The following is a 20,230-nucleotide window of genomic DNA, read 5'->3' on the forward strand; positions in this document are numbered from 1 at the left end:
CACCAGGGAAATCGTTGATCTACCTATGGTTTTCTTTTTGGGCAGACCTTTAGAATCTGTTTACTGCTTAAGAGAATAATACCAAGATACCAAATATTAGCGAATTTGTTACAAGATTCATTAAAATCTGTGATGAAGATTGATGTTTATTCCCTTTTTGCGGTTCAGTGATAATTTACTACAAATGGAGCGAGATATGAAATCAATTGCGGTTATTTTAAGTGGATGTGGTGTTTTTGATGGAAGCGAGATCCATGAGTCAGTATTAACTATGCTAGCTTTAAGTAAAAAAAATGTCGAAGTCCACTTTTTTGCACCAGATGAAGATCAACCTACTGTTATAAATCATATTACTGGTGAAGTAAAAACAGAAAAACGCAATCAAATGGAGGAGGCTGCAAGAATTTCTCGTGGGAAAATAGCGCCTTTATCCTCTGCGGATGCAAATAAGCTAGATGCCCTCATAATTCCTGGTGGTTTTGGTGCAGCAAAGAATTTATGTGATTTCGCGGTTAAAGGAAGTGACTGTGAAATTAATAAAGAACTATTAAGTTTAGTCCAACAAATGCACCAACAGAAAAAGCCATTAGGCCTAATATGTATTGCGCCCGTTATGCTTCCTAAGCTTTTAAATACATCAGTTGAATTAACAATTGGTAACGATAAGGAAACGATTGCCCACATTGAAAAGATGGGAGGTAAGCACATTACCTGTACTGTCGATAATATTGTGGTCGATCATGCTAACAAAGTCGTTACAACACCTGCTTATATGCTGGCTCAATCGATCTCAGAGGCTGAAATCGGTATTAATAAGCTCGTTGAGAAAGTATTAGAAATGGCATGATCAACTAAATGAGAGTGAAAATTTCTCTATTATGGCGCTGGTTAAGGAAAGTTTTTCTTTCATTAGCCGCTTTTTGGTTTTTGACTGTGATTGCATTTAAGTTCTTACCAGTGCCATTTTCTGCCGTCATGATAGAAAAGCAAATATCCGCATGGATAAACTTAAACTTTTCTTATGTTTCTCATTCTGAGTGGGTTGATGAAAATCACATTTCTCCCTATCTGTATTTGGCGGTAATAGCCGCCGAAGATCAAAATTTTCCTCATCACTGGGGTTTTGATCTCGAAGCGATAGAGAGGGCTTATAAGCATAATATGAGTAAAAAAAAGACGATTCAAGGCGCGTCAACTATCTCTCAACAAACAGTAAAAAACCTTTGGTTATGGAATGGGAGAAGTTGGATAAGAAAAGGGCTTGAAGCAACGATGACTCCTATTATGGAAGTTATGTGGTCTAAAACACGAATCCTTACTGTTTATTTAAACATAGTTGAGTTTGGTGATGGGGTTTTTGGGGTTGAAGAGGCATCAAAAAAATTCTTTAAAAAGTCAGCAAATCAATTAACTATGGAGGAAGCTGCACTATTAGCAGCAGTTCTACCAAATCCTCATCGATTTAAGGTAGAATCACCTTCTTCTTATGTGTTAAAGCGGCAGGCTTGGATCTTGAATCAGATGTACCTTCTTGGAGGTAGGAATTATCTGAAAAGCAACGCTATTGGTCCGACCAAATAAAAAAGTCATGAATTTTTACTCATGACTTTTGTTTTTATAACAATATATTATTGTTTATGATTAATTGAGATAGGTAAAAGCGGTCGTGACACGACGGACGCCATCTGTTTCACTGGCAATTTTTGCAGCAGCATCACCTTCTTGCTTAGTTAAAACACCTAGCAAGAATACTTCACCATTTTCAGTAATCACTTTCACACTGGAGGACTTCACCGCATCGCTAGTGAGAATTTTGGATTTGATTTTGGTTGTGAGCCAAGTATCTTTTGACGCTGTTCCTAAAGTAACGGGCTCTCCTTGGCGGACCTCATTATAAACCGCATTGGTTCCCTCGACATTTGCTGCTATCTGCTTCGCTCGCTCAGCCCATGACATATCAGGACTTTGGCCGGTTAGCAGAACATTTCCCTTATATGCTGTCGCAATAATGCGCGCTTTGCCTGTAATGTCTTTATCTTTGTTGAGTTGACCACTGACACGAGCTTCTAACGTGCCATCATCAACTTGCTGACCGACCGTACGAGGATCTGTCGCACTTTTGGTGGCAACCGCCGCTGAACCAACAACGGCAGCGCCAATACAGCCTTGTAGCATTGTCATGCTGACAACAATGGCTACTATTGGGAGTAATCGCATTTTTGCTCCTTAATCATCCTGATGGGGGAAAAGTGTATTATCGATGAGATCACAAAGACAATTCACGGTAAGAAGGTGGACCTCTTGGATCCTGACACTACGTTGTGATGGAATGCGTATTTCCACATCTTGAGGGCCTAAGAGGCCAGCTAGCTCGCCACCATCATAACCCGTCAGTGCTACAATCGTCATATCCCGCGTCACAGCAGCTTCAACCGCTTTGATAATATCGCTACTATTTCCATGTGTTGAGATAGCCATTAAAACATCACCATGCTGACCCAGTGCTCTCACCTGTTTAGCATATATTTCAGTTGGTTGTTTGCTACCAGAAATCGCGGTTAAAACGGCATTGTCCGTATTTAGTGCGAGTGCGGGAAGACTCGGACGCTCAGTTTCAAACCGATGGATCATACTCGCGGCAAAACGTTGTGCTGTTGCCGCTGAAGCACCATTTCCACAGCACAAAATTTTATTACCATTTAGCAGTGATTGAACCATCATCATTGCTGCCCGTGATATTGCATCCGGCAATGCTTCTGCCGCTGCTATCTGAGTTTGAATACTTTCTGTAAAACAGACTTTAATTCTATCCAGCACTTGCTTATTTTCCTGTGAAATTAACCAACATGTTCACTATCGTTAAAGGCATTCTGTATCCATTCAAACTGACGACCAGTAATCGCACAGATATCAAAACGACATGCGGTAGTTTCGAAGCTTTCTTGTTTTTCGGCAAGCCAATATTTAGCGGTGGCAATCAGTTTTCTGCGTTTGCACCGATCAATTGATAACAGTGCTCCACCATATTGCTTATCTTGGCGAAAACGTACTTCAACAAATACCCAACCAGTGCTATCACGCATGATAAGATCAATTTCACCATGGCGATTTCTGGCATTTCGTTCAATAAATGTTAACCCCTGTTGTTGCAGGAAAGCCAGTACCCGATTTTCATAGTACCGGCCAGTTAACCATTTTAATGTTTTTTTGAGAGGTTGCATGACGTCCTTGTCTTAAAGTTTGGCAATTATCCTAATTGCGCGACAAAATTTATTTTGCCAATTTGATTTGCCCTTGATTGAATTGCAACCAAGGAAGATCGCGGTATACAACACAGTTTTTATCGACACTTAAGGCACCAGATGCACCTTGTAAGCGGAATTGAGCATTGTGTTGTAATTGATCATAGTTATTCGCGAGTGCCCAAGCATCGACCCCTAACGCATAAAGACGTAATAGGGAATAGTCATTGTTGAGCTTTTGTTGAGCTTGTTTGCGCAAATTATTATTTGCACCCGCTAACAATGGAATATCACTGAATTTAACCCCTTCCATTTCGAAACGGAAATCAGCGCCATTACCTGCTTGGTTACTGCGTGAGCTAGCATAGAGCGCAGGGCGTTGGCGGCTACTAATCGCCATTTCAATCATTGGTTTGATTAAAGTTAATTCATCACGAGTCGCCACAATATAGACCGCATCAACGGCACTCGCTGAACTTACTTGCGGCTCAGGCTGAGTAAGCTCAGGATAATTTTGTCCATCGATTGATTTTGCCGCCACTTGCTGATTAACAATAACAGGTATACCTGTCATGCGAATACCCGCGCCGCGGTTTATCGACTCTTTGAGCGATGCAGTAGATCCAAAGGACTGTTTGAGTACGGTTGCGCCACCTTTTGATTGCCACTCTTCAGCGAATGCTTTAGCAATACGCTCACCAAAGGCATTTGAAGGAACGAGAAGCAATGGAGCACGTTTCCCATCGGCCATCATATGTGCAGCAGCATTTTTGGCCTCATCTTCTGGCGACAAGGAAAAATAGCAAAGATTTGGGCGTGGCTGTAGCTTATCGGCATCTAATTCATTCAGTGCCAATACACTTAATGGCGATCCTGCTTGCGCAATCGCTTGTACTTCAGGTTTCAATAGTGGACCAACCACTAACGTGAAGCCTTCACTTTGTGCTTGTTGCAGTAACTGAGGCAGTGACTTCCCATTCGTATCAAAGACTTTGACACTTTGGGTATTGGTTGGCGCGGGCGCAATGTTCAACGAAGGATTGACCACTTCAGACTCACTGCTTGGGCTATTATTACCTGTGGTCGCTGCAACTTCCGCATAGATTTGCTCTAATACATCGTTACCGCTATTTGCCTCAGGTGTTGCTACTGGTGCACTATTACTGGTTGCCACAGGGGCTTGTGGTAAGCCTTTTTGTGCATCCATAAAGCCCCGCATAATAGCTTCACCAAAGACTTTCCCTTGACCGCTCATAGGAAGGAAAAGCGCAATTTTTGGTGAGGTTCCAACTGGTGGTTGCAATGACTGAGTAAGTTGATTTGGTGGGGTTTTTACCGCTGGGTGATCCGCATAACGGATTTTCCAGTCATTAATACCGGCACGTAGTGCATCAATATCGTCACGGTTATTGAGGTAGATATCCAACAAATCAACCCATCCAGCGAGGGTATTTTCTTCGACTCCAATTCCCTCCACCTGATTAGGTGTCATTTGTGTTAACATTTGCCACGTACCATCGATATTTGCCTGATGAGCAGCTTGTTCTGTTAGCAATGGCTCTTGGCTGATATAGGCACGTAAAGCCTCAACGGAAGGCTTACCTTGTGCAGAATCAATGATAGACTGATAACGACTGACTTCAGAGCTGATTTGCTCAGGTGTCGTTGGGGTGATCGGTGCTCTGTTATCCCCTGTGAGTTGACAGCCTGACAACACTAAAGCAGATAGCATTGCCGTGCAGATTAACCCTTTTTTTACATGCAAAAAAATTGAAGGACGCATACTGTATCCAGTGGTGTATTTTCAGTTGCTTAATTTTAAACCGGCTATTCGGATGAAACAATGAATCAACCTAATCAAGCAGTGGTTATGGCATCCACGCTGTATATTGTGCCTACCCCTATCGGTAATATGGGCGATATCACGCAACGTGCGCTGGATGTTCTTAAACATGTTGACCTTGTCGCTGCAGAAGACACACGGCATTCAGGAATGCTGTTGCAGAATTTTGCCATTAATGCACGCATGTTTGCCTTACATGATCATAATGAACAGCAGAAGGCAGATCAATTAATTAGCAGACTTCAACAGGGTGATAGTATCGCATTAGTTTCCGATGCAGGTACACCTTTAATTAACGATCCTGGTTATCATTTAGTCACTCGCTGCCGTGAAGCCGGGATCCGCGTTGTTCCATTACCGGGAGCATGCGCCGCTATCACTGCTCTCAGTGCTGCGGGGTTACCTTCTGACCGTTTTTGCTATGAAGGTTTTTTACCCGCCAAAAGTAAAGGTCGTAAAGACGCCCTTAAAGCACTTGAACGAGAAACTCGCACATTAATTTTTTATGAGTCAACACATCGCTTACTCGATAGTTTAGCAGACATGGTTGAAGTGTGGGGGCCAGAACGGCATGTTGTACTTGCTCGTGAAATAACCAAGACTTGGGAGTCAATCGAAGGGCGTCCTGTCGGTGAATTATTAGCGTGGGTTAAAGAAGATGAAAACCGTCATCGAGGCGAAATGGTGCTGGTTGTTGAAGGCTATAAAGCGAATCTAGATGAGGATGATATTTCACCGGAAGTGATCCGTACCTTAAACTTATTACAGCAAGAGTTGCCACCGAAAAAAGCGGCTGCGATTACCGCCGAAATATACGGGTTGAAAAAGAACCGCTTATATAAATTGATGCTTGAACAATCAAGTGACGAGGAATAACGGTACAAACCCCTATACATGAATAGATAAAGTGCCTATAATCCGCCTCGGAGTTGGCTAGACAACCGCTGCTTTATCGTTGTCCTTTGGGAGACGGGTAGAGGGGAGGAAAGTCCGGGCTCCACAGGGCAGGGTGCCAGATAACGTCTGGGAGGCGTAAGCCTACGACTAGTGCAACAGAGAGCAAACCGCCGATGGCCTGTTTACAGGCTCAGGTAAGGGTGAAAGGGTGCGGTAAGAGCGCACCGCGCGGCTGGTAACAGTCCGTGGCACGGTAAACTCCACCCGGAGCAAGACCAAATAGGGGTTCATATGATGCGGCCCGCATTGAACTCGGGTAGGTTGCTGGAGCCAGTGCGCAAGTGCTGGCCTAGATGAATGGTTGTCCACGACAGAACCCGGCTTATCGGCCGACTCCTCAAATAAACGCCCCAACGTGCATGAGTACGGTGGGGCATTTTTTATACTCATATGCGATAGTGCCTATCTTTTGGGGGCCTAAAGGCTGCATCTTTTTTCATTGGTACGTTTTTATAGGGTGTCATGCATACCAAATTTTTATAGTAAATTATCGTATTCGAATAATATTGGTAATACCATATAATGAAGTCCGATAAGAGAAATATCCCATTCTAAAAGAGAGTTTATACAATGAAATATCTCGCTTTATTTCTAAGTCTTATAGTGATAGACGCGAATGCTTATTTACTTGATTATAAGCCAATTGATATAGAATCAATAATAAATGAAAAAGCGACAACACAAAAAATTAATCTTTTTTCAATAATTGAAAGTTGCGATAATGTTAATTTATTAAAAGAACAAGTCACAGAATTAGAAAATACTAAATTTATTGACTGTTCAATGATTGATGGGCGAGATTTCCTTGTGCTTGAAACGTCGATTGATTTAGGGGGAGGTTCATCACCAAAGACATTATCACTTCATGCAAATGGTAACGATGAATTTGGATTAGACGTCAATGATGAATGGATGATGAAGCTCAATGAAATTGCTCATAACTATTTATTTCTAATTAAATTAAAAAATAATAGTGATAAGCATTATCAAAGTGTATCAAGTACATCTGCCCCCATATTCAATAATTATCCTTCTAATGTGAATCGTCATTGGCTAAAGCCTGACGAAGAAGTCAATGTTATCGTTCCGTTATTATCGCCTAATTATAAGCCATTAATGGAAGGGCAAAAATTAAGAGAACCCTCTAAGCTGTTTATTAAAACCAATAAACTGGCAGATACTGGGAATGCTGAGGCGCAGTATCAGCTAGGTAACATGTATGAAAAGGATACCGTTCATATTCAGCGTGATAGAGATATGGCATTTGAATGGCATAAAAAGGCGGCAGATCATGGGGATGCTATTGCGCAATATATCACCAGTGAAAACGATTATTGGATGGCTAATGTTAAAAATAAGGTCAATATGAAACGCCTCAGCATTGAATATTTAAACAAATCAGCCGCTCAAAATGACCCCGTTGCACAAAAACATCTTGCTGAACATTATCTAACTGGGAGCTATCTTAAAAAAGATCCGCAAAAAGCATTATTACTATTGAAAGCCTCGGCGGAACAAGGAAATGAGCGCGCTCAAACAGAATTGGGGCGACAAACTTTTAACATGGGAGATAAAGTTACAGGTTACGCATGGTATTCGATAGCTGCTTATTCCGTTAAATACGATGAGGATACGTTAAATAACATGGAAAAACAGATGACCATTGATGAACTAAGAAAAGCAACGATATTATCGAAAGAGCTTAAGCGCAAATACCCAGTGAAAAAAATTGCATATGAATAGCTAATTAAATAGCTCATATATAATAGCGTATTGTCCGTCAAATAAGCTATATTTTTGCTTTGTGTATTTCTTTTTTTGCCTTTTTATAATGTGTAAGTTGAGCGCTTTAAAAATAATAAAAACGTTATCACTATTAAAGATAAAGTAATGCTGGAAAAGTGATGAGTAGAAAATAGTATATTTAGTCATGAATGGAGATTAAGTCAGTTAGATGGAATTTAAAAGTGTCGTTTGTTTAAGAAGTAATAAATAGGTGAGCCAGTCATTATTAATGATACAGAAAGAAAAATACGCAACTATCGCGATGAAAAAACTTTAATTTAGATATAGCCTGTTGCAGTAAAAAATTAATAGAGTTTTTTGCGAATAAGGATATTCATTACTTTATTAGAAAAATATTTTTCAGTTTCCCCGTTGGTAATATGGGTTTACAAGAGAAATGAATGAGATAAAAAATTATCGGTCTGATTTTGGTTCCGGTGGAAAAGCGATATACCAGTCAACATAGTTATGGGCGATTAATAGGGGGAGCTATGGATATGAATTTTATTCTTTATGATAGACAAAATAATAGATGTTTATTGTAGAGGGGAAAATATCCCCCTCTACTCTTTGAGGCAAACTGATTAACGCTATTTTAGTGCTTGTTTAACCATTGTGAGCAGTTGGCGTACATCTTCTGGACGTGTATTTCCACTCTCTTTATCAATGATTGAACTATAGATATGAGGGATGATTTTTTTCACACCAGCATCTAATGCAATCTGTAAAATTTGGGAAAAGTTTTCCAAATCAATCCCCCCTGTAGGTTCAAGGGAAAAGTCAAATTTGGCACAGGCTTGTGCAACGACTTTATACTCTTCAATATAAGTTAACCCTTTCATATTAAAGAATTTGATTGAACTAGCTCCCATGTCTTTAAGCATCATAATCGCCGTTTCTACCGGCACGATACCATCAGGTGCTTGGGAGCTTAATGGCCCCGTTGATATTTTCACCATGCCTTTTGTTCCACTTGGTGAAACCAGCGCATTGACAAAGGTTTCATCCTGCCCAAGCAGGGCGCGGCTAATTGGAGCGCATGTGAAGACTTGGTTAACGTGTTGCGGTTGGATCGCTTTTGAAATCAACGAAACCATTGTGGATTGGTTAGGGTCACCGGCCCCTAAACCAATAGAAAGCGCATTATTGGTTTCTTTTGCATAGATGCGCATATCTGCAATGGCACTGGTTAAATCAGGGTAATTTTTAGAGAGCACGCCAACGACCACAAAGGTTTCCGCGGCTTCATAAATATCTTTGGCATTTTGATGGCTGCCTGCGAGTACATTTAAACATACCCGATCTTGATAAAAATTTGGTGATAATTTCATACTACATTCCTTTAACTAACAATCGGATACGTTCAGCAATCGTATTAAGTTGCTCATTGCTAACACTACGAATATCAGCTTCCACTTTGCCTTCATTCGCTTTGTATTCACGGAAATAGATTGCTGTATCCCCTTGTTTTAATTCATTCATGATTTGGTAAGTTGTTTTACCTATCATTTTTTCATCGAAACTAATTTCAGCACGTGCAATATCACGTCCAGCCGCATCCCAAACGATACGTGCTGAAATGGCAGGCAGCGAATTGAGTGCTTCGATAAATTCACCCATGCGCTCAACCATCTCCGCGCCAGTTTCTTTAGTGGCTGTCAAATATTGCTCGATCGCGAGCGTCAGGCCTAAAATCCCTTCTTTTCCGACTTTCATGGCTCGGCCAATACCTTGGCTCTGACGTTTTACCCATTCCACATAGGTTTTTTTACCGATCACTAACCCACTTGTAGGGCCTTCAATGGCCTTTGCGCCACTGTAAATAACTAAATCAGCGCCGGATTGGTAGTAACTGGTGAGATCTTCTTCCGCAGCAGCATCAACAATTAAAGGAAGATTGTGTTGGCGAGCAACGGCAGCCGCTTCGCTAACACTGAGCATACTTTTTTGAACTGTATGGTGAGATTTAATATAGAGGATGGCTGCTGTTTGTGGCGTTACCTTAGCTGATAGTTGTGTAGGTGAACACTCATTGGCAAAGCCCGCTTCGATAACCTTACCACCACCTAATGCCACCATAGTATCGACAGGCGCACCGAAATTCACATTATGGCCTTTCGGTAAAATGATTTCCCGTGGTACGTTTTTTGACGATGAGTGCAGATTTAGCAGTAAATCATCATCATCACGCACGATTACCGCAGCAATCGCCTGTGCTATCCCTGCTGAAGCACAAGAGACGACAACGGCGCTTTCGACATTGAGCAATTTGGCAATATAATCGCCCGTTTTATTAACCAGATCTTTGATCTCAAAGTAATGGTTTAGGCCGTAAGCTACGCGTTCGACAACTTCTGGACTCGGCGTAGAGACGCCGAGTATGGTCATGCGGCCAGAGGCGTTAATCACATGTCTTAGCTGATATTTCTCATAAATCGATTGCATATTCAGATTCACCTTCTGCATGAACAATATGTTTTCCGCCAATAATTGCCGCTATAGGCACAAAGCGATGAGTGCCAGTACGACATTCTCCTTCTGCATCCGTCAGCTCTGTGCGTTCTTCTTTCAGGTCAAATAGCGTGATATCAGCATCAAAACCAGGTTTTAAGTAACCTTTTGCGGGAAGCGCTAATAAATCGGCAGCTTTTTCTGTTACACAACGAATTATTTTTTCAGCACTAAAGCCCATGCAAAGGAATTTCGTCATCACAAATGCAAGGCTGTAGACAGGGCCATTAACGCGGTTACGGTGGTAGATATCGGAACTAATAATGTCTGGGTAGGTACCAATACGCATGGCTTGTTCGGCGACTTTAAAACTAAAGCTTTCAGCGCCATGACCCACATCCAAAATCACTCCTCGAGCTAATGCTCGGGCAATAGAGGGTTTTAAGTTACCATCACTACCGAGAATTTGATTCGGTTTACCGTTGAAACAGTGAGTAATAATATCGCCGCGTGTTAAGAGATCGGCAATTTCATCAATATTGGGTGGGTTATTACCGATATGTACCATAAGTGGCAGTCGATGTTTTTTCTGCATTTGTTTCGCTTTAAGCAGCGGTTCAATACCGTTATCACCAACAACACTTTTACTCATGCGAGCCTTCATACCAACGACAAAACCCTCATGGCGCTCAATCGCTTGCTGAAAACAGGTTTCATCAATATTCTTCATATCTGATAACTCATTTTGCGCGATAATACCGATACGAGAGATATTTAATAATGAAAAGACGTTGGTTTGGGCTTTTTGGGTTAATTGATAAAATTTGTCGATATCATCAGCACCAACACTGCCTGCATCAACTAATGAAGTAACACCTCCAGCAGCACCGGCTAAATCTGGTTGATCGAAATAGATAGGAGACTCAACAAAACAGTGAGCATGTGAATCAATCCATCCGGCACTGACGTAGATTTTTCCTTTCAGATCAATCCATTTTTCAGCTTGTTGGTTGCAGGCCAACTCAGGGCCTGCAGCTTCGATTTTTCCATCTTTAATAAGAATATCAATGTGTGTTCCATCGATACGTTTACCCTGTTTGATGATTAGAGAATACATAGTTACCTTCTTTTTTATCATGAGGTTAGGCTGCAAGAGGGAAGAAATACCCAAATAGCATCGCCCCTAAAATTGCGCCACCTGCGACGGGTTTTTGCCATACATAGAAGATCAATGAACCAATTAGTGACCCAATACCAATTGGTATCGATGCAGCCATAGCGGCGAGGATAATCAAAGGCCCTAAGAAGCGACCTGAGGTATTACCAGCCCCCATCATGATGTCTGCACCAAAGGTGGAGTTGGCTTGTGCAATGGTAAATTTACGCGCAAAGATAATGATCAGGCCGATAATTAAACCAAGCACTAAACCTGTGACCAGTGAGATCCAGAAATTGGTAACTAAAATATCCCATCCGGCGGCAAGGAACAGTGCAGGAACACCGAGGCCTATCCCTGTTTGTAGTGCACCGCCAATATCTAAAATACCAACCAATGAACCTTCGATAATACGAGCAAATAGGAAGCTGGCACCAAATGCGGCGACCGCACCGTAAACCCCCGTATCTAAGTCGGCTTTTAACATTGCCACGAACGCAACTTCGTTAAATGCCCCGAACCCATAAACAACATACATATGAGTACCGGCAAAAATTCCAGCAGATAACAGTCCGACAAAGATTGGGAAGGACCACTCCGCGTACCAAAAATCTTGTTTGTTAATTTCAGTTGTCATGATTATTTCCCGCTCAATAGTCCATGGATGTATTCAAGCCACAGAGGTTTATCCAGATGGAAAGAGGTGATCATCTTCAAGTCAAATTCACGGAAGAAGCCACTCAAAACAAACAGCAATACGACAGTGATCATCATTGTGCGTGTCACACGGTTCCAGCCGTTATCATCAACGCCTTTACCGATCAGGATACCGAGGACTAAACCTGGGATAGCATTTCCCATAATCAGCTGAGCACAACCACCGAAAAGGGTTGCCCAGAAGCCAGAGCGTCGACCTGCATCCATAGCGGCTAGCCAGAAAATCACAGGCATCACTGTGTTAACCAACAGGTTTGCCGCAGGAACTAACACATTAATTGCGGTTGTTTGCAGCGCAGCAGGAACAGCAGAAGCGGTCGTATTTAAGAACGCGACGACTAAGGCCCCGATCACGGTACAGGCAATCGCCATTTTTTTCGGGTTATGCAGTGTTTCAGCCACATTACGATTTTTGGATAATAAAGCGGCTGCCCCCCAGTTAGGAATAATGCGGTGATCAACGTCTTGTGTGAATGCACCCGCGGCAACGGATGATGCCCATGCGTTGAAAAAGAATCCTAAACCGAATGAGAAGTGAGATGCGGGATCTCCTTCACAGGCATTAAGTTCCCCAAGTGTACGGAATGCCCCCATTCCTTGCACTGTAGGGGCATGGAACATACGAGCAGCCCCTGCACCAAGGCCAAAGCCACATAGGCCGCCGATGATGAGGGACATACCCAATATTTCTAAGAAAGATGCAGTTTCACTCATAGAAATGCCTCCAGACCTGAATTGTTTTTATTGTTCTGTAAATGGTATTTCGTTGACAGAAAGTAGGGTGACATCTAGCGAAACGTCGAGCACCACACGGAAATGTTCACGTTTACGCGGCAGAAAGACGAAAAGAAATTTTTCTGTCCGCGAGTGCGAGTGTGCACTTACAACGGCAACATCCTTAGGTTCGATTCGCAGGATTATGTCATTGCTCTCTTTTAGTACCGTGCGTTGAACCGAGTTCAGTGCATCAGCGATCGCTTTTTGCTTGCTGTCACCTTGCCCCGAGACTCGCACAACCGTTTCGATAGATTTCTTCATTACGCGTCGCCGTATTTTTTGATATAAGCTTTAACCAAGCGCTCACCTAATTCTTCTTTATCCATAAAACCGAAACCTAATACAGTGCAGCCTTCTGCGATGGCGGTTTCTCCTTCTTCAATTGAACGCATACCGTAACGTGCTTTGTAGCCATATTTGGTTTGTGCAGTGATGGCTCCAGCGCCGCCACTACCACAAAACGAGATCCCCAAATCAGCGTGTTCGGCATTCATGACATCACCTAGCTTCATATCAGCGGCAACGCCAGGTACAACAATCGCTTTGCCACCTGCTGCCTCTACACCTGCGGCAACTTTTTGGCCTTTCCCTAAACGATCTCCGATAGCAACAACAACTTGTTTCATAGTGATATTCCCCAAAAATTAATCATTCGAACGGATAACTTCAAAGTGAACAGAGAGTAAAAATGTCTCTTCTGGCGCTAATCCAGGAAGTGCATCGACAACACGTTGTGATAATGCTATCGAGTGCGCCGAAATCTCATCGAACAAACTGATATCGACTTCTGGTAACGCTTCACCCGTTTTTGCTCTCGCAACCATGGCTCTCAGATGAGACTCCAACATCTGTTGTTGTACATCGGTGGTGTAGCAATCTTCTTGTTGAAGCCAGCCACTAATGATGACCAACAGCTCCTGTGTTACTTCATCGATATCGAGGTTATCTTCCGACATCTTGAAAACGACAACTGATTCACTCATAACTGTTTAAAATCCAAGGTAATAATGCAATTAAACCGCTTTGTTCCTTCATGATGAATACCTTAGTCGGTTCTATAGGAGTTGTGCAGACATTGAATTTCCACTTGTAAGTGGAAATAAATTGGAAGGGAAAATAAGTGTAATGCGTATAAAAATTAAACCAACCGGAAATAAAATGGAAAATAACTCAATATTGGAGTGTCTAAAATAAGCATAACTAAGTAATTTATTTATTAAATCTTTTGAAATTCAAATTATTAGCAATGTAATGATAGAACTGGAAAGGCGAAATAGCCGCTGTAAATAAAGTGGAAATCGAAAAGTGGAAATAGGTATAAAAGGGAACTGAGCATTTCCACTTAGAGAGATTAGCCCTGAAACAGGCGATTTTTGGTGAAAAACAAAATAACAGAATTGCGGTTATGATCACGCAAAATAGTCGATTCTTCCCTTTTCCGCTAACAAGTGGAAGCGAGCGATGATCTGCGTTAAAAGTTGCTGTAACCACAAAGATGTTGAACTCATTTCAGGCAATCGGAGGCCCTTGTGATTCGAGAGTAGGAAGCTACCGTTTTATCACACTGAATTTTTGCCTATCGTTTAATACGCAGTGAGATAGGCAAAGTGATTGATAAATCGAGCAAACCACTAGATACGCGCCAGACTGTCTTTCGCGATCACTTGGAATTCATTGAAATTTTTAACCGTAATCAGCCTACGGGTGGTTTTCTCTTTTACGAAGGTAACGAAAAGATCATAAATCGCCATAGCCTCCTCATAGTCAGCCTTGCTAATCGCCAATAGGAAAACTACGTAGGCGTTTTCTTTCGTCTCTTTGTTCCATTCAATACCTTTAGGGGCAACAATCGTCACGACAACCGTTTTATTTGCCAATAATCCCAGTGAATGAGGAAGCGCAATTCCTTCGCCTAATAATGTAGAAACAATCGATTCGCGCTCTTGTAATGATGGATAAAAATCCGCAGTCACATAGCCATCTTGTTGTAATTTATGGCAAACCGTTTGGAATAATGTTTCTTGGCTGATTTTGTCATTAATCACCATAAAGTAGCGTTCATCAAAGAAGCGCTCAATAATATAGGGGCGGGTTTGATCTATCATGGCTAATTTGCCGATCTGCTCTAGTTGATAAGGCGTCGGAAATGGCGCTATCTTGATCACGGGTTTATTTTTTTCAGAAATACGAACGGTGGTGATCACAAAGTCTTCTTCGACTTCATCTAATGACTCATATTCTTGTAGAGTTAACCCTCGGCTAAATTTGAGTTGTGGAAACTCACGCATGATTTTTGATTCAACGACTCGAAATGTGGAATTTCCCGCATCGGTGACAACCAGCACTTCTGTCTGGCGAATAGAGCCGGCACCATAATTCCTTTCCAAACTAACACCAATGTGAACGGCAAGGTAACCAAGCTCATCTTCATTGATTGGATAAGGAAGTAATTGCTTACTTGCACTGGTCAGTGCACTGAGCGTGACATCATAGGCGAAAGGATAATATTGCTTGATATCACTTAACAAAGGGTTAGGGGTAATAATGTGATATTGCAGACGTGTCATCAGGGCCGCAATATGGGTATTGAGATCCTTTTTGAGTTTCTCATCATCACGTAAGTCATAATTATATAATTCATTAATATAATTAAGAATATATTCAACCAATTCATGATGATGATGATTTTTTTGTTGAGTAATATCTTGGTGGCCAATGCGCTGTGCGATGATTTGATCATGCAGATAGCTGAGTTCTGCACTTGATAGATCACTGCCAAGAAAATAAATAAGCCCTTTCGAAACTTCTTCACAGGCTTTACGTAGCGTCTCTTCACTATCATGATCTTTAACGATAGATGTAAGTTCATGGCCTCGAGTGATCCGCAAAATAGTGACAGCGCAATTAAATACCAGATATAGATGCCCTTCATTACTTAAACGAACATCAAAACGGTTCATACTGTTATGGAGAACTTTATCGATATAGGTCAAATCAAGGTTATCTAAACATTCAGGCTGGAAAATGGATAAGTCTTGATTAATTTGCTGTGAAAAGCGGCGCCATAGGGTTTCGGTCATGCAAGCTCGGATGGCCCACTCACTACCGTTAAGACGGATCCCTTGATGTGGAATGCTTTCTAATAAGATCTGGTATTTTTGTAGATGCTCTCTGACAACACTCATATCTTGCTGTAGCGTTCCACGGCTAATAAACCACTCTTCCGCGATATCGTCCAATTTTACGGGTAAAGAGAGCATCAATAGTTTTAGCAATAACGCATCAACACGCTCTTTACTGGTACGAGGAATACTATTTTCGACTTGGTTTTGCTGGGTAAGTTTAGCAAAAAGCGCTTCATCATCGACTTTTAAACGGTAACCATGGCCTCGCTCATAGAGGATATGAGCGCTGTAATTTTGTATGAGTGCATTTATCTCATTAATGTCAGAGCGAATTGTTCGGGTTGATACCGAAAAACGCTTAGCTAGCTCATCTTGAGGCACTACCTCATCAAGGATACTTGCAAAAATTTGATTGAGTCGCTGTTGAGTGAATAAAGCCACGAAAATACCTTCTCGACCTAAAACCATAAGCTTAATAGCCAAAAGAGTTCTTTTATTTTGGCTGACTATGGATTGGACTCTATCATAAGCCTATCAACATACCGAGTATGGCAGATCATAAATTTGAGAATATCTTCGCAAAAACCGAGAGATTTTAAGAAATAGTGCACTTTTTGTATGGGCCAAAAAGGTCATTTGGCCCATTGAAGATCATGCACCGAGGTCAATGAGTAAAGCGCGCATTGATTTTGATGATGAGAGTGTTAGTGCATTTTCATTTTGAATAAATACACCATCATTACAACTCATTTCTATGGTTTCGCCATTTTCTGCTTGGAGAGTCGCTCCTCCACGAATGGATTGGAGATAAGCATTTTTCCCCTTAAGCTTAATATGTTGAGCACTTTCAGGCGTAATATTGAGCTGTGTAATCCAAATTTGTTGACGTAATTGAATGCTCTCATTTTCGCCATCAGGTGAAGCAACTAACATATTACTATCAGGCGGTAATTGAATTTTTTGGGCCGGATAGTACTCTTGCTGTGGGCAAGCATTTAGCCATAACTGCAAACGAGTTAACGGCTTATATGGACACATATTATGTTCACTGTAACTTAAATCAGGACGAGGTGAGAAACGAATACACTCGCCTTCACTTACATTGATTTTATTACCTAAACTATCGCGATATTCGGCACTTCCTTGTAGTATAAAGTTAAGAATATCGACATGTGGGTAGCTTTTAGGCTGAAACGCACTTTCAGGCGCAATAACTTCCTGATTGAGTACTCGTAGTGTCTTAAACCCCATAAAATCAGGGTCAAAATAATGGCCGAAGGAAAACGCATAACGTGCCTGTAACCAGCCATAGTCAGCCTTTCCACAGTGCTTAACTGCCCTTAATGTCATCATGGTGGCTAACCCTCCTTCGCTCGACAAAAATACACAAAAATTGATAAATTTATAGAGTTATCATAAATAGCTGGACGTTGAATTGTTAGCCAGTTAATCTGTTTACTTCATTCAAATTTCCTGAAAGAGATATCCCATGAGTAAAGAGAGAGCATTAACACTTGAATCATTAAGGGTGATGGATGCAATCGACCGGCGTGGTAGCTTTGCTGCTGCTGCTGACGAATTGGGCCGAGTGCCCTCAGCACTCAGTTATACCATGCAAAAGTTAGAAGAAGAGTTGGATGTTATTCTATTTGATCGTTCAGGACATAGAACAAAATTTACGAATGTCGGTAGGATGTTGTTAGAACGAGGTCGAGTATTACTTGAAGCCGCAGAAAAATTGACATCCGATGCAGAAGCGCTCGCTAAAGGTTGGGAAACTCACCTTACCATTGTTTGTGAAGCATTAGTTCCTGCGTATTACTTATTCCCGTTAGTGGATAAATTAGCTGAAAAATCCGAAACGCAACTTTCTATTTTAACTGAAGTACTTGCAGGGGCGTGGGAACGGTTAGAAAGTGGAAAGGCGGATATTGTTATCGCACCGGATATGCACTTTCGTTCCTCCTCAGAGATAAACTCTAAGTCGTTATACAGCGTTAACCATGTCTATGTTGCTAGCCCTGATCACCCGATCCACCAAGAGCCAGAGCCGCTGTCAGATACGACACGTATTAAATATCGAGGTATTGCGGTGGCCGATACCGCACGTGAACGGCCAGTTATTACAGTACAGTTATTAGATAAACAGCAAAGATTAACGGTCTCCACTATTGAAGATAAGCGTAGTGCGCTATTAGCAGGGTTAGGTGTAGCAACGATGCCATATCCAATGGTAGAGCAAGATATTCGTGAAGGGCGCTTGCGTGTAGTCAGTGCAGAATATAGCCATCAGACGAATATTATTATGGCGTGGCGCAGAGACAGTATGGGTGAAGCAAAATCGTGGTGCTTACGAGAAATACCTAAATTATTTGCTAATAAATAAAGAGTAAAAAAGCACCTCTATATAGCACTATAGAGGTGCAACCAAATTCGGTTATCAATTTATCAAGTAAAGGTTAATGATGAAAAAGCAACTTTTACCATTTTCTATTCAATAAATGGTCAATACTAAATTTACCAGGGCCTGTGACTGCCAGTAATAAAAAGCCACCTGCAATAGTCATGTTCTTCATAAACATCAAACTATTTGGCTCTACACTGAAATTAATGTGGAAGAGCAGGGATGTTAATACACAAAAAACAGCAGTAAAAATAGCCACTGTTCTGGTGAGGAAACCAAAAAGCACAGCAAGCCCGCCACCCAGTTCTAATAAAATAGTCAGGGGAAGTAAAAAGCCGGGAACACCCATCGCTTGCATATATTGTTGAGTGCCTGCATAAGCGTCACCTAACTTACCATACCCAGCAACAATAAACAGAATCGGCATCATAATGCGGGCAAGTAATAGCACGCTATTTTCTAAATTTTTCATTAAGATTCTCCAGCTAACTAGGTCAGCAAGTGTCAATAAAATGAGATACACATCGCGATATAAATTGTTTTTTTAGCATTAAATGACAAGAAATCACCTAACGACGCTATGGTAGTGATTTGCTGGTTCAATAAAAAGCAAAGGTTATTAACAAAGATGGACAAAAATATTGAATAATGGCAGGGAGAGGAAACCTGAAATGGTCAGATTTCAGGTTTGGAGCAGAGTAGGTTATTTTTTACCCGTATTAACAACGCTTTGGAGGGTTCGCACTAAACTCCAAGCGGCAATCGCTTTTTTGCCTAGGGAAAAAATACGCTGAGGCCGTTTAATGGTATAAAGAGAAATAAGACCGGCAGCGGCAACAAAAATAGGCCGGAAGGTGACAAAGATTTGCCATGAGCGATCGTAAGGCTCTGTCATCTGTAACCAATCTTTGGAAGCCGCAGAGAGTTCAGAACGCTGTTGCTCAATTTGTTTGATTAAACGCTGTTTCTTTTTAACCAATAATAGGCGCTTGCTTTTATTCATCTTTTGACCCCATTAACGCTTTAGAATCTTCCTTTAACTGCTCTCGAGTTGCGCCGAGTAAGGTCGATTGTCTCGCTTTTTTTAGGGTCCAAATTGCGCCAATAATAGCGAGTAATATTAAAACGCCTGTAGTAATCGCAAGGGCTTGATAGCGATAAATAGGATCAACTGACCAAAAGATCAAACCAATGAGGCACATTAGACCAAAGGCAGTAAAAAGTAGGGTGATACCCGCCATTAAAATGAGTTGAATAAGAGTGGTTTTTTCTTCCTCTAATTCAACTGCGATTAATTGGATCCGAGTTTCCACCATTTGCACGGCGATACCGGCGATGCGTTGTAAGGTATTAAGGACCCCTTTTCCGGGGCCCTGACGCTCTTGTTGTTCCATAAAAATTAACGCTTAGCGAGTAATACGCCAAGAACGACGCCAACAGCAGCACCGATACCGATGCCAGTCCACGGATTTTCGCGCACATAATTATCCGCACGACCCGCGATTTCTTTTGTTTGCTCGGTGATTTTATCACCCGCGTTGCTCAGTTTGGCGCGTGAAGCGTGTAAGGCATCTTGAGCTTTTTGCTTCAGGCTGTCTATTTCTTCTTTCGATTTGTTTCCAGTATCGTTTAGCATCGCTTCGAGAGAGTCAGCCAGTGCTTTTAGTTCTGCGCGTAGATCTTCTGATGAGTTATTCGATGACATATGGAACCTCCTATCAATAGAAAAATATAGTTAGCAGCTTTAACAATAGCTATTTTTACAGTAAGTGC

Annotated in this window: 23 protein-coding genes and 1 other RNA gene; 6 read left to right on the forward strand and 18 right to left on the reverse strand. The window is 41.6% G+C overall.

Annotation, left to right across the window (positions count from 1 at the left end; genetic code table 11):
* The first annotated feature begins 196 nt into the window (after positions 1–196).
* Both elbB and mtgA read left to right on the forward strand, forming a co-directional pair.
* Entirely contained in the window at positions 197–847 is a 651-nt protein-coding gene (gene elbB, locus PR699_RS13845) for an isoprenoid biosynthesis glyoxalase ElbB (RefSeq protein WP_014657583.1), read from the forward strand.
* Positions 848–855: 8 nt separating this feature from the next.
* A complete protein-coding gene (gene mtgA, locus PR699_RS13850; protein ID WP_014657584.1) occupies positions 856–1,581 on the forward strand; it encodes a monofunctional biosynthetic peptidoglycan transglycosylase in 726 nt (241 codons plus the stop codon).
* A 60-nt stretch (positions 1,582–1,641) separates the two neighbouring features.
* Here the strand turns inward: mtgA and dolP are convergent, their stop codons facing one another.
* From dolP to PR699_RS13870, 4 genes are read right to left on the reverse strand one after another with little or no spacing between them, the layout of a single operon-like run.
* Positions 1,642–2,217 carry a division/outer membrane stress-associated lipid-binding lipoprotein gene (gene dolP, locus PR699_RS13855; protein WP_004925393.1) on the reverse strand — a complete coding sequence of 192 codons (576 nt, stop codon included), beginning with the start codon at positions 2,215–2,217 and terminating at the stop codon, positions 1,642–1,644.
* 9 nt (positions 2,218–2,226) lie between these two features.
* Positions 2,227–2,817: a DnaA initiator-associating protein DiaA gene (diaA, locus tag PR699_RS13860; protein ID WP_004925390.1), complete on the reverse strand. Its 591-nt coding sequence runs from the start codon at positions 2,815–2,817 to the stop codon at positions 2,227–2,229.
* A gap of 20 nt (positions 2,818–2,837) precedes the next feature.
* Positions 2,838–3,221 carry a YraN family protein gene (locus tag PR699_RS13865; RefSeq protein WP_004925388.1) on the reverse strand — a complete coding sequence of 128 codons (384 nt, stop codon included), beginning with the start codon at positions 3,219–3,221 and terminating at the stop codon, positions 2,838–2,840.
* A 49-nt stretch (positions 3,222–3,270) separates the two neighbouring features.
* Entirely contained in the window at positions 3,271–5,025 is a 1,755-nt protein-coding gene (locus PR699_RS13870; RefSeq protein WP_014657585.1) for a penicillin-binding protein activator, read from the reverse strand.
* A gap of 60 nt (positions 5,026–5,085) precedes the next feature.
* Here PR699_RS13870 and rsmI point away from each other — a divergent pair, with 60 nt between their 5' ends.
* From rsmI to PR699_RS13885, 3 genes are all read left to right on the forward strand, one after another.
* Complete coding sequence (gene rsmI / locus PR699_RS13875; RefSeq protein ID WP_004925382.1) at positions 5,086–5,961, forward strand: 16S rRNA (cytidine(1402)-2'-O)-methyltransferase; 876 nt, start codon at positions 5,086–5,088, stop codon at positions 5,959–5,961.
* Positions 5,962–6,010: 49 nt separating this feature from the next.
* Positions 6,011–6,383, forward strand: an RNA gene (gene rnpB, locus PR699_RS13880) — RNase P RNA component class A.
* A gap of 229 nt (positions 6,384–6,612) precedes the next feature.
* The gene (locus tag PR699_RS13885; RefSeq protein ID WP_014657588.1) at positions 6,613–7,785 is read left to right on the forward strand and encodes a tetratricopeptide repeat protein; all 1,173 of its coding nucleotides are present in this window, start codon (positions 6,613–6,615) and stop codon (positions 7,783–7,785) included.
* Positions 7,786–8,417: 632 nt separating this feature from the next.
* Here the strand turns inward: PR699_RS13885 and PR699_RS13890 are convergent.
* The 10 genes from PR699_RS13890 to PR699_RS13935 form a co-directional block, all read right to left on the reverse strand.
* Complete coding sequence (locus tag PR699_RS13890; RefSeq protein ID WP_014657589.1) at positions 8,418–9,158, reverse strand: KDGP aldolase family protein; 741 nt, start codon at positions 9,156–9,158, stop codon at positions 8,418–8,420.
* 1 nt (position 9,159) lies between these two features.
* The gene (locus PR699_RS13895; protein WP_004925369.1) at positions 9,160–10,272 is read right to left on the reverse strand and encodes a DgaE family pyridoxal phosphate-dependent ammonia lyase; all 1,113 of its coding nucleotides are present in this window, start codon (positions 10,270–10,272) and stop codon (positions 9,160–9,162) included.
* A complete protein-coding gene (locus PR699_RS13900; RefSeq protein ID WP_014657590.1) occupies positions 10,256–11,395 on the reverse strand; it encodes an amidohydrolase/deacetylase family metallohydrolase in 1,140 nt (379 codons plus the stop codon). The genes PR699_RS13895 and PR699_RS13900 overlap by 17 nt, the downstream gene beginning before the upstream one ends.
* A 25-nt stretch (positions 11,396–11,420) precedes the next feature.
* Positions 11,421–12,071, reverse strand: coding sequence for a DUF4310 family protein (locus tag PR699_RS13905; protein WP_272577851.1), 651 nt, complete (start codon positions 12,069–12,071; stop codon positions 11,421–11,423).
* A gap of 2 nt (positions 12,072–12,073) precedes the next feature.
* On the reverse strand, positions 12,074–12,865 hold the full coding sequence (locus PR699_RS13910; protein WP_014657591.1) for a DUF4311 domain-containing protein: 792 nt from the start codon (positions 12,863–12,865) through the stop codon (positions 12,074–12,076).
* 27 nt (positions 12,866–12,892) lie between these two features.
* On the reverse strand, positions 12,893–13,189 hold the full coding sequence (locus tag PR699_RS13915) for a DUF4312 family protein (RefSeq protein ID WP_004925357.1): 297 nt from the start codon (positions 13,187–13,189) through the stop codon (positions 12,893–12,895).
* Positions 13,189–13,554: an SFCGS family glycine-rich protein gene (locus PR699_RS13920; RefSeq protein WP_004925354.1), complete on the reverse strand. Its 366-nt coding sequence runs from the start codon at positions 13,552–13,554 to the stop codon at positions 13,189–13,191. Before PR699_RS13920 ends, PR699_RS13915 begins: the two co-directional genes overlap by 1 nt.
* 18 nt (positions 13,555–13,572) lie before the next feature.
* Entirely contained in the window at positions 13,573–13,911 is a 339-nt protein-coding gene (locus PR699_RS13925) for a transcriptional antiterminator (protein ID WP_004925351.1), read from the reverse strand.
* A 648-nt stretch (positions 13,912–14,559) separates the two neighbouring features.
* Positions 14,560–16,521, reverse strand: coding sequence for a transcription antiterminator (locus PR699_RS13930; RefSeq protein WP_014657592.1), 1,962 nt, complete (start codon positions 16,519–16,521; stop codon positions 14,560–14,562).
* Positions 16,522–16,704: 183 nt separating this feature from the next.
* On the reverse strand, positions 16,705–17,406 hold the full coding sequence (locus PR699_RS13935; protein ID WP_004925342.1) for a pirin family protein: 702 nt from the start codon (positions 17,404–17,406) through the stop codon (positions 16,705–16,707).
* Positions 17,407–17,542: 136 nt separating this feature from the next.
* Between PR699_RS13935 and PR699_RS13940 the strand changes: the two genes are divergently transcribed.
* On the forward strand, positions 17,543–18,439 hold the full coding sequence (locus PR699_RS13940; RefSeq protein ID WP_004925339.1) for a LysR family transcriptional regulator: 897 nt from the start codon (positions 17,543–17,545) through the stop codon (positions 18,437–18,439).
* 94 nt (positions 18,440–18,533) lie between these two features.
* Here the strand turns inward: PR699_RS13940 and PR699_RS13945 are convergent, their stop codons facing one another.
* From PR699_RS13945 to PR699_RS13960, 4 genes are all read right to left on the reverse strand, one after another.
* Positions 18,534–18,929 (reverse strand): DoxX family protein, encoded by a 396-nt coding sequence (locus PR699_RS13945; RefSeq protein ID WP_004925336.1) that lies wholly within the window; start codon positions 18,927–18,929, stop codon positions 18,534–18,536.
* Between the two features lie 231 nt (positions 18,930–19,160).
* Positions 19,161–19,460, reverse strand: a complete 300-nt coding sequence (locus tag PR699_RS13950; RefSeq protein ID WP_014657593.1) for a YqjK-like family protein — start codon at positions 19,458–19,460, stop codon at positions 19,161–19,163.
* The gene (locus PR699_RS13955; protein WP_004925329.1) at positions 19,453–19,851 is read right to left on the reverse strand and encodes a phage holin family protein; all 399 of its coding nucleotides are present in this window, start codon (positions 19,849–19,851) and stop codon (positions 19,453–19,455) included. The genes PR699_RS13950 and PR699_RS13955 overlap by 8 nt, the downstream gene beginning before the upstream one ends.
* Positions 19,852–19,856: 5 nt before the next feature.
* On the reverse strand, positions 19,857–20,162 hold the full coding sequence (locus PR699_RS13960; RefSeq protein WP_004925327.1) for a YqjD family protein: 306 nt from the start codon (positions 20,160–20,162) through the stop codon (positions 19,857–19,859).
* Between the last annotated feature and the right edge of the window lie 68 nt (positions 20,163–20,230).

It is taken from the genome of Providencia sp. PROV268, from assembly GCF_028477805.1.
GTDB classification, from domain to species: Bacteria; Pseudomonadota; Gammaproteobacteria; order Enterobacterales; family Enterobacteriaceae; genus Providencia; species Providencia stuartii.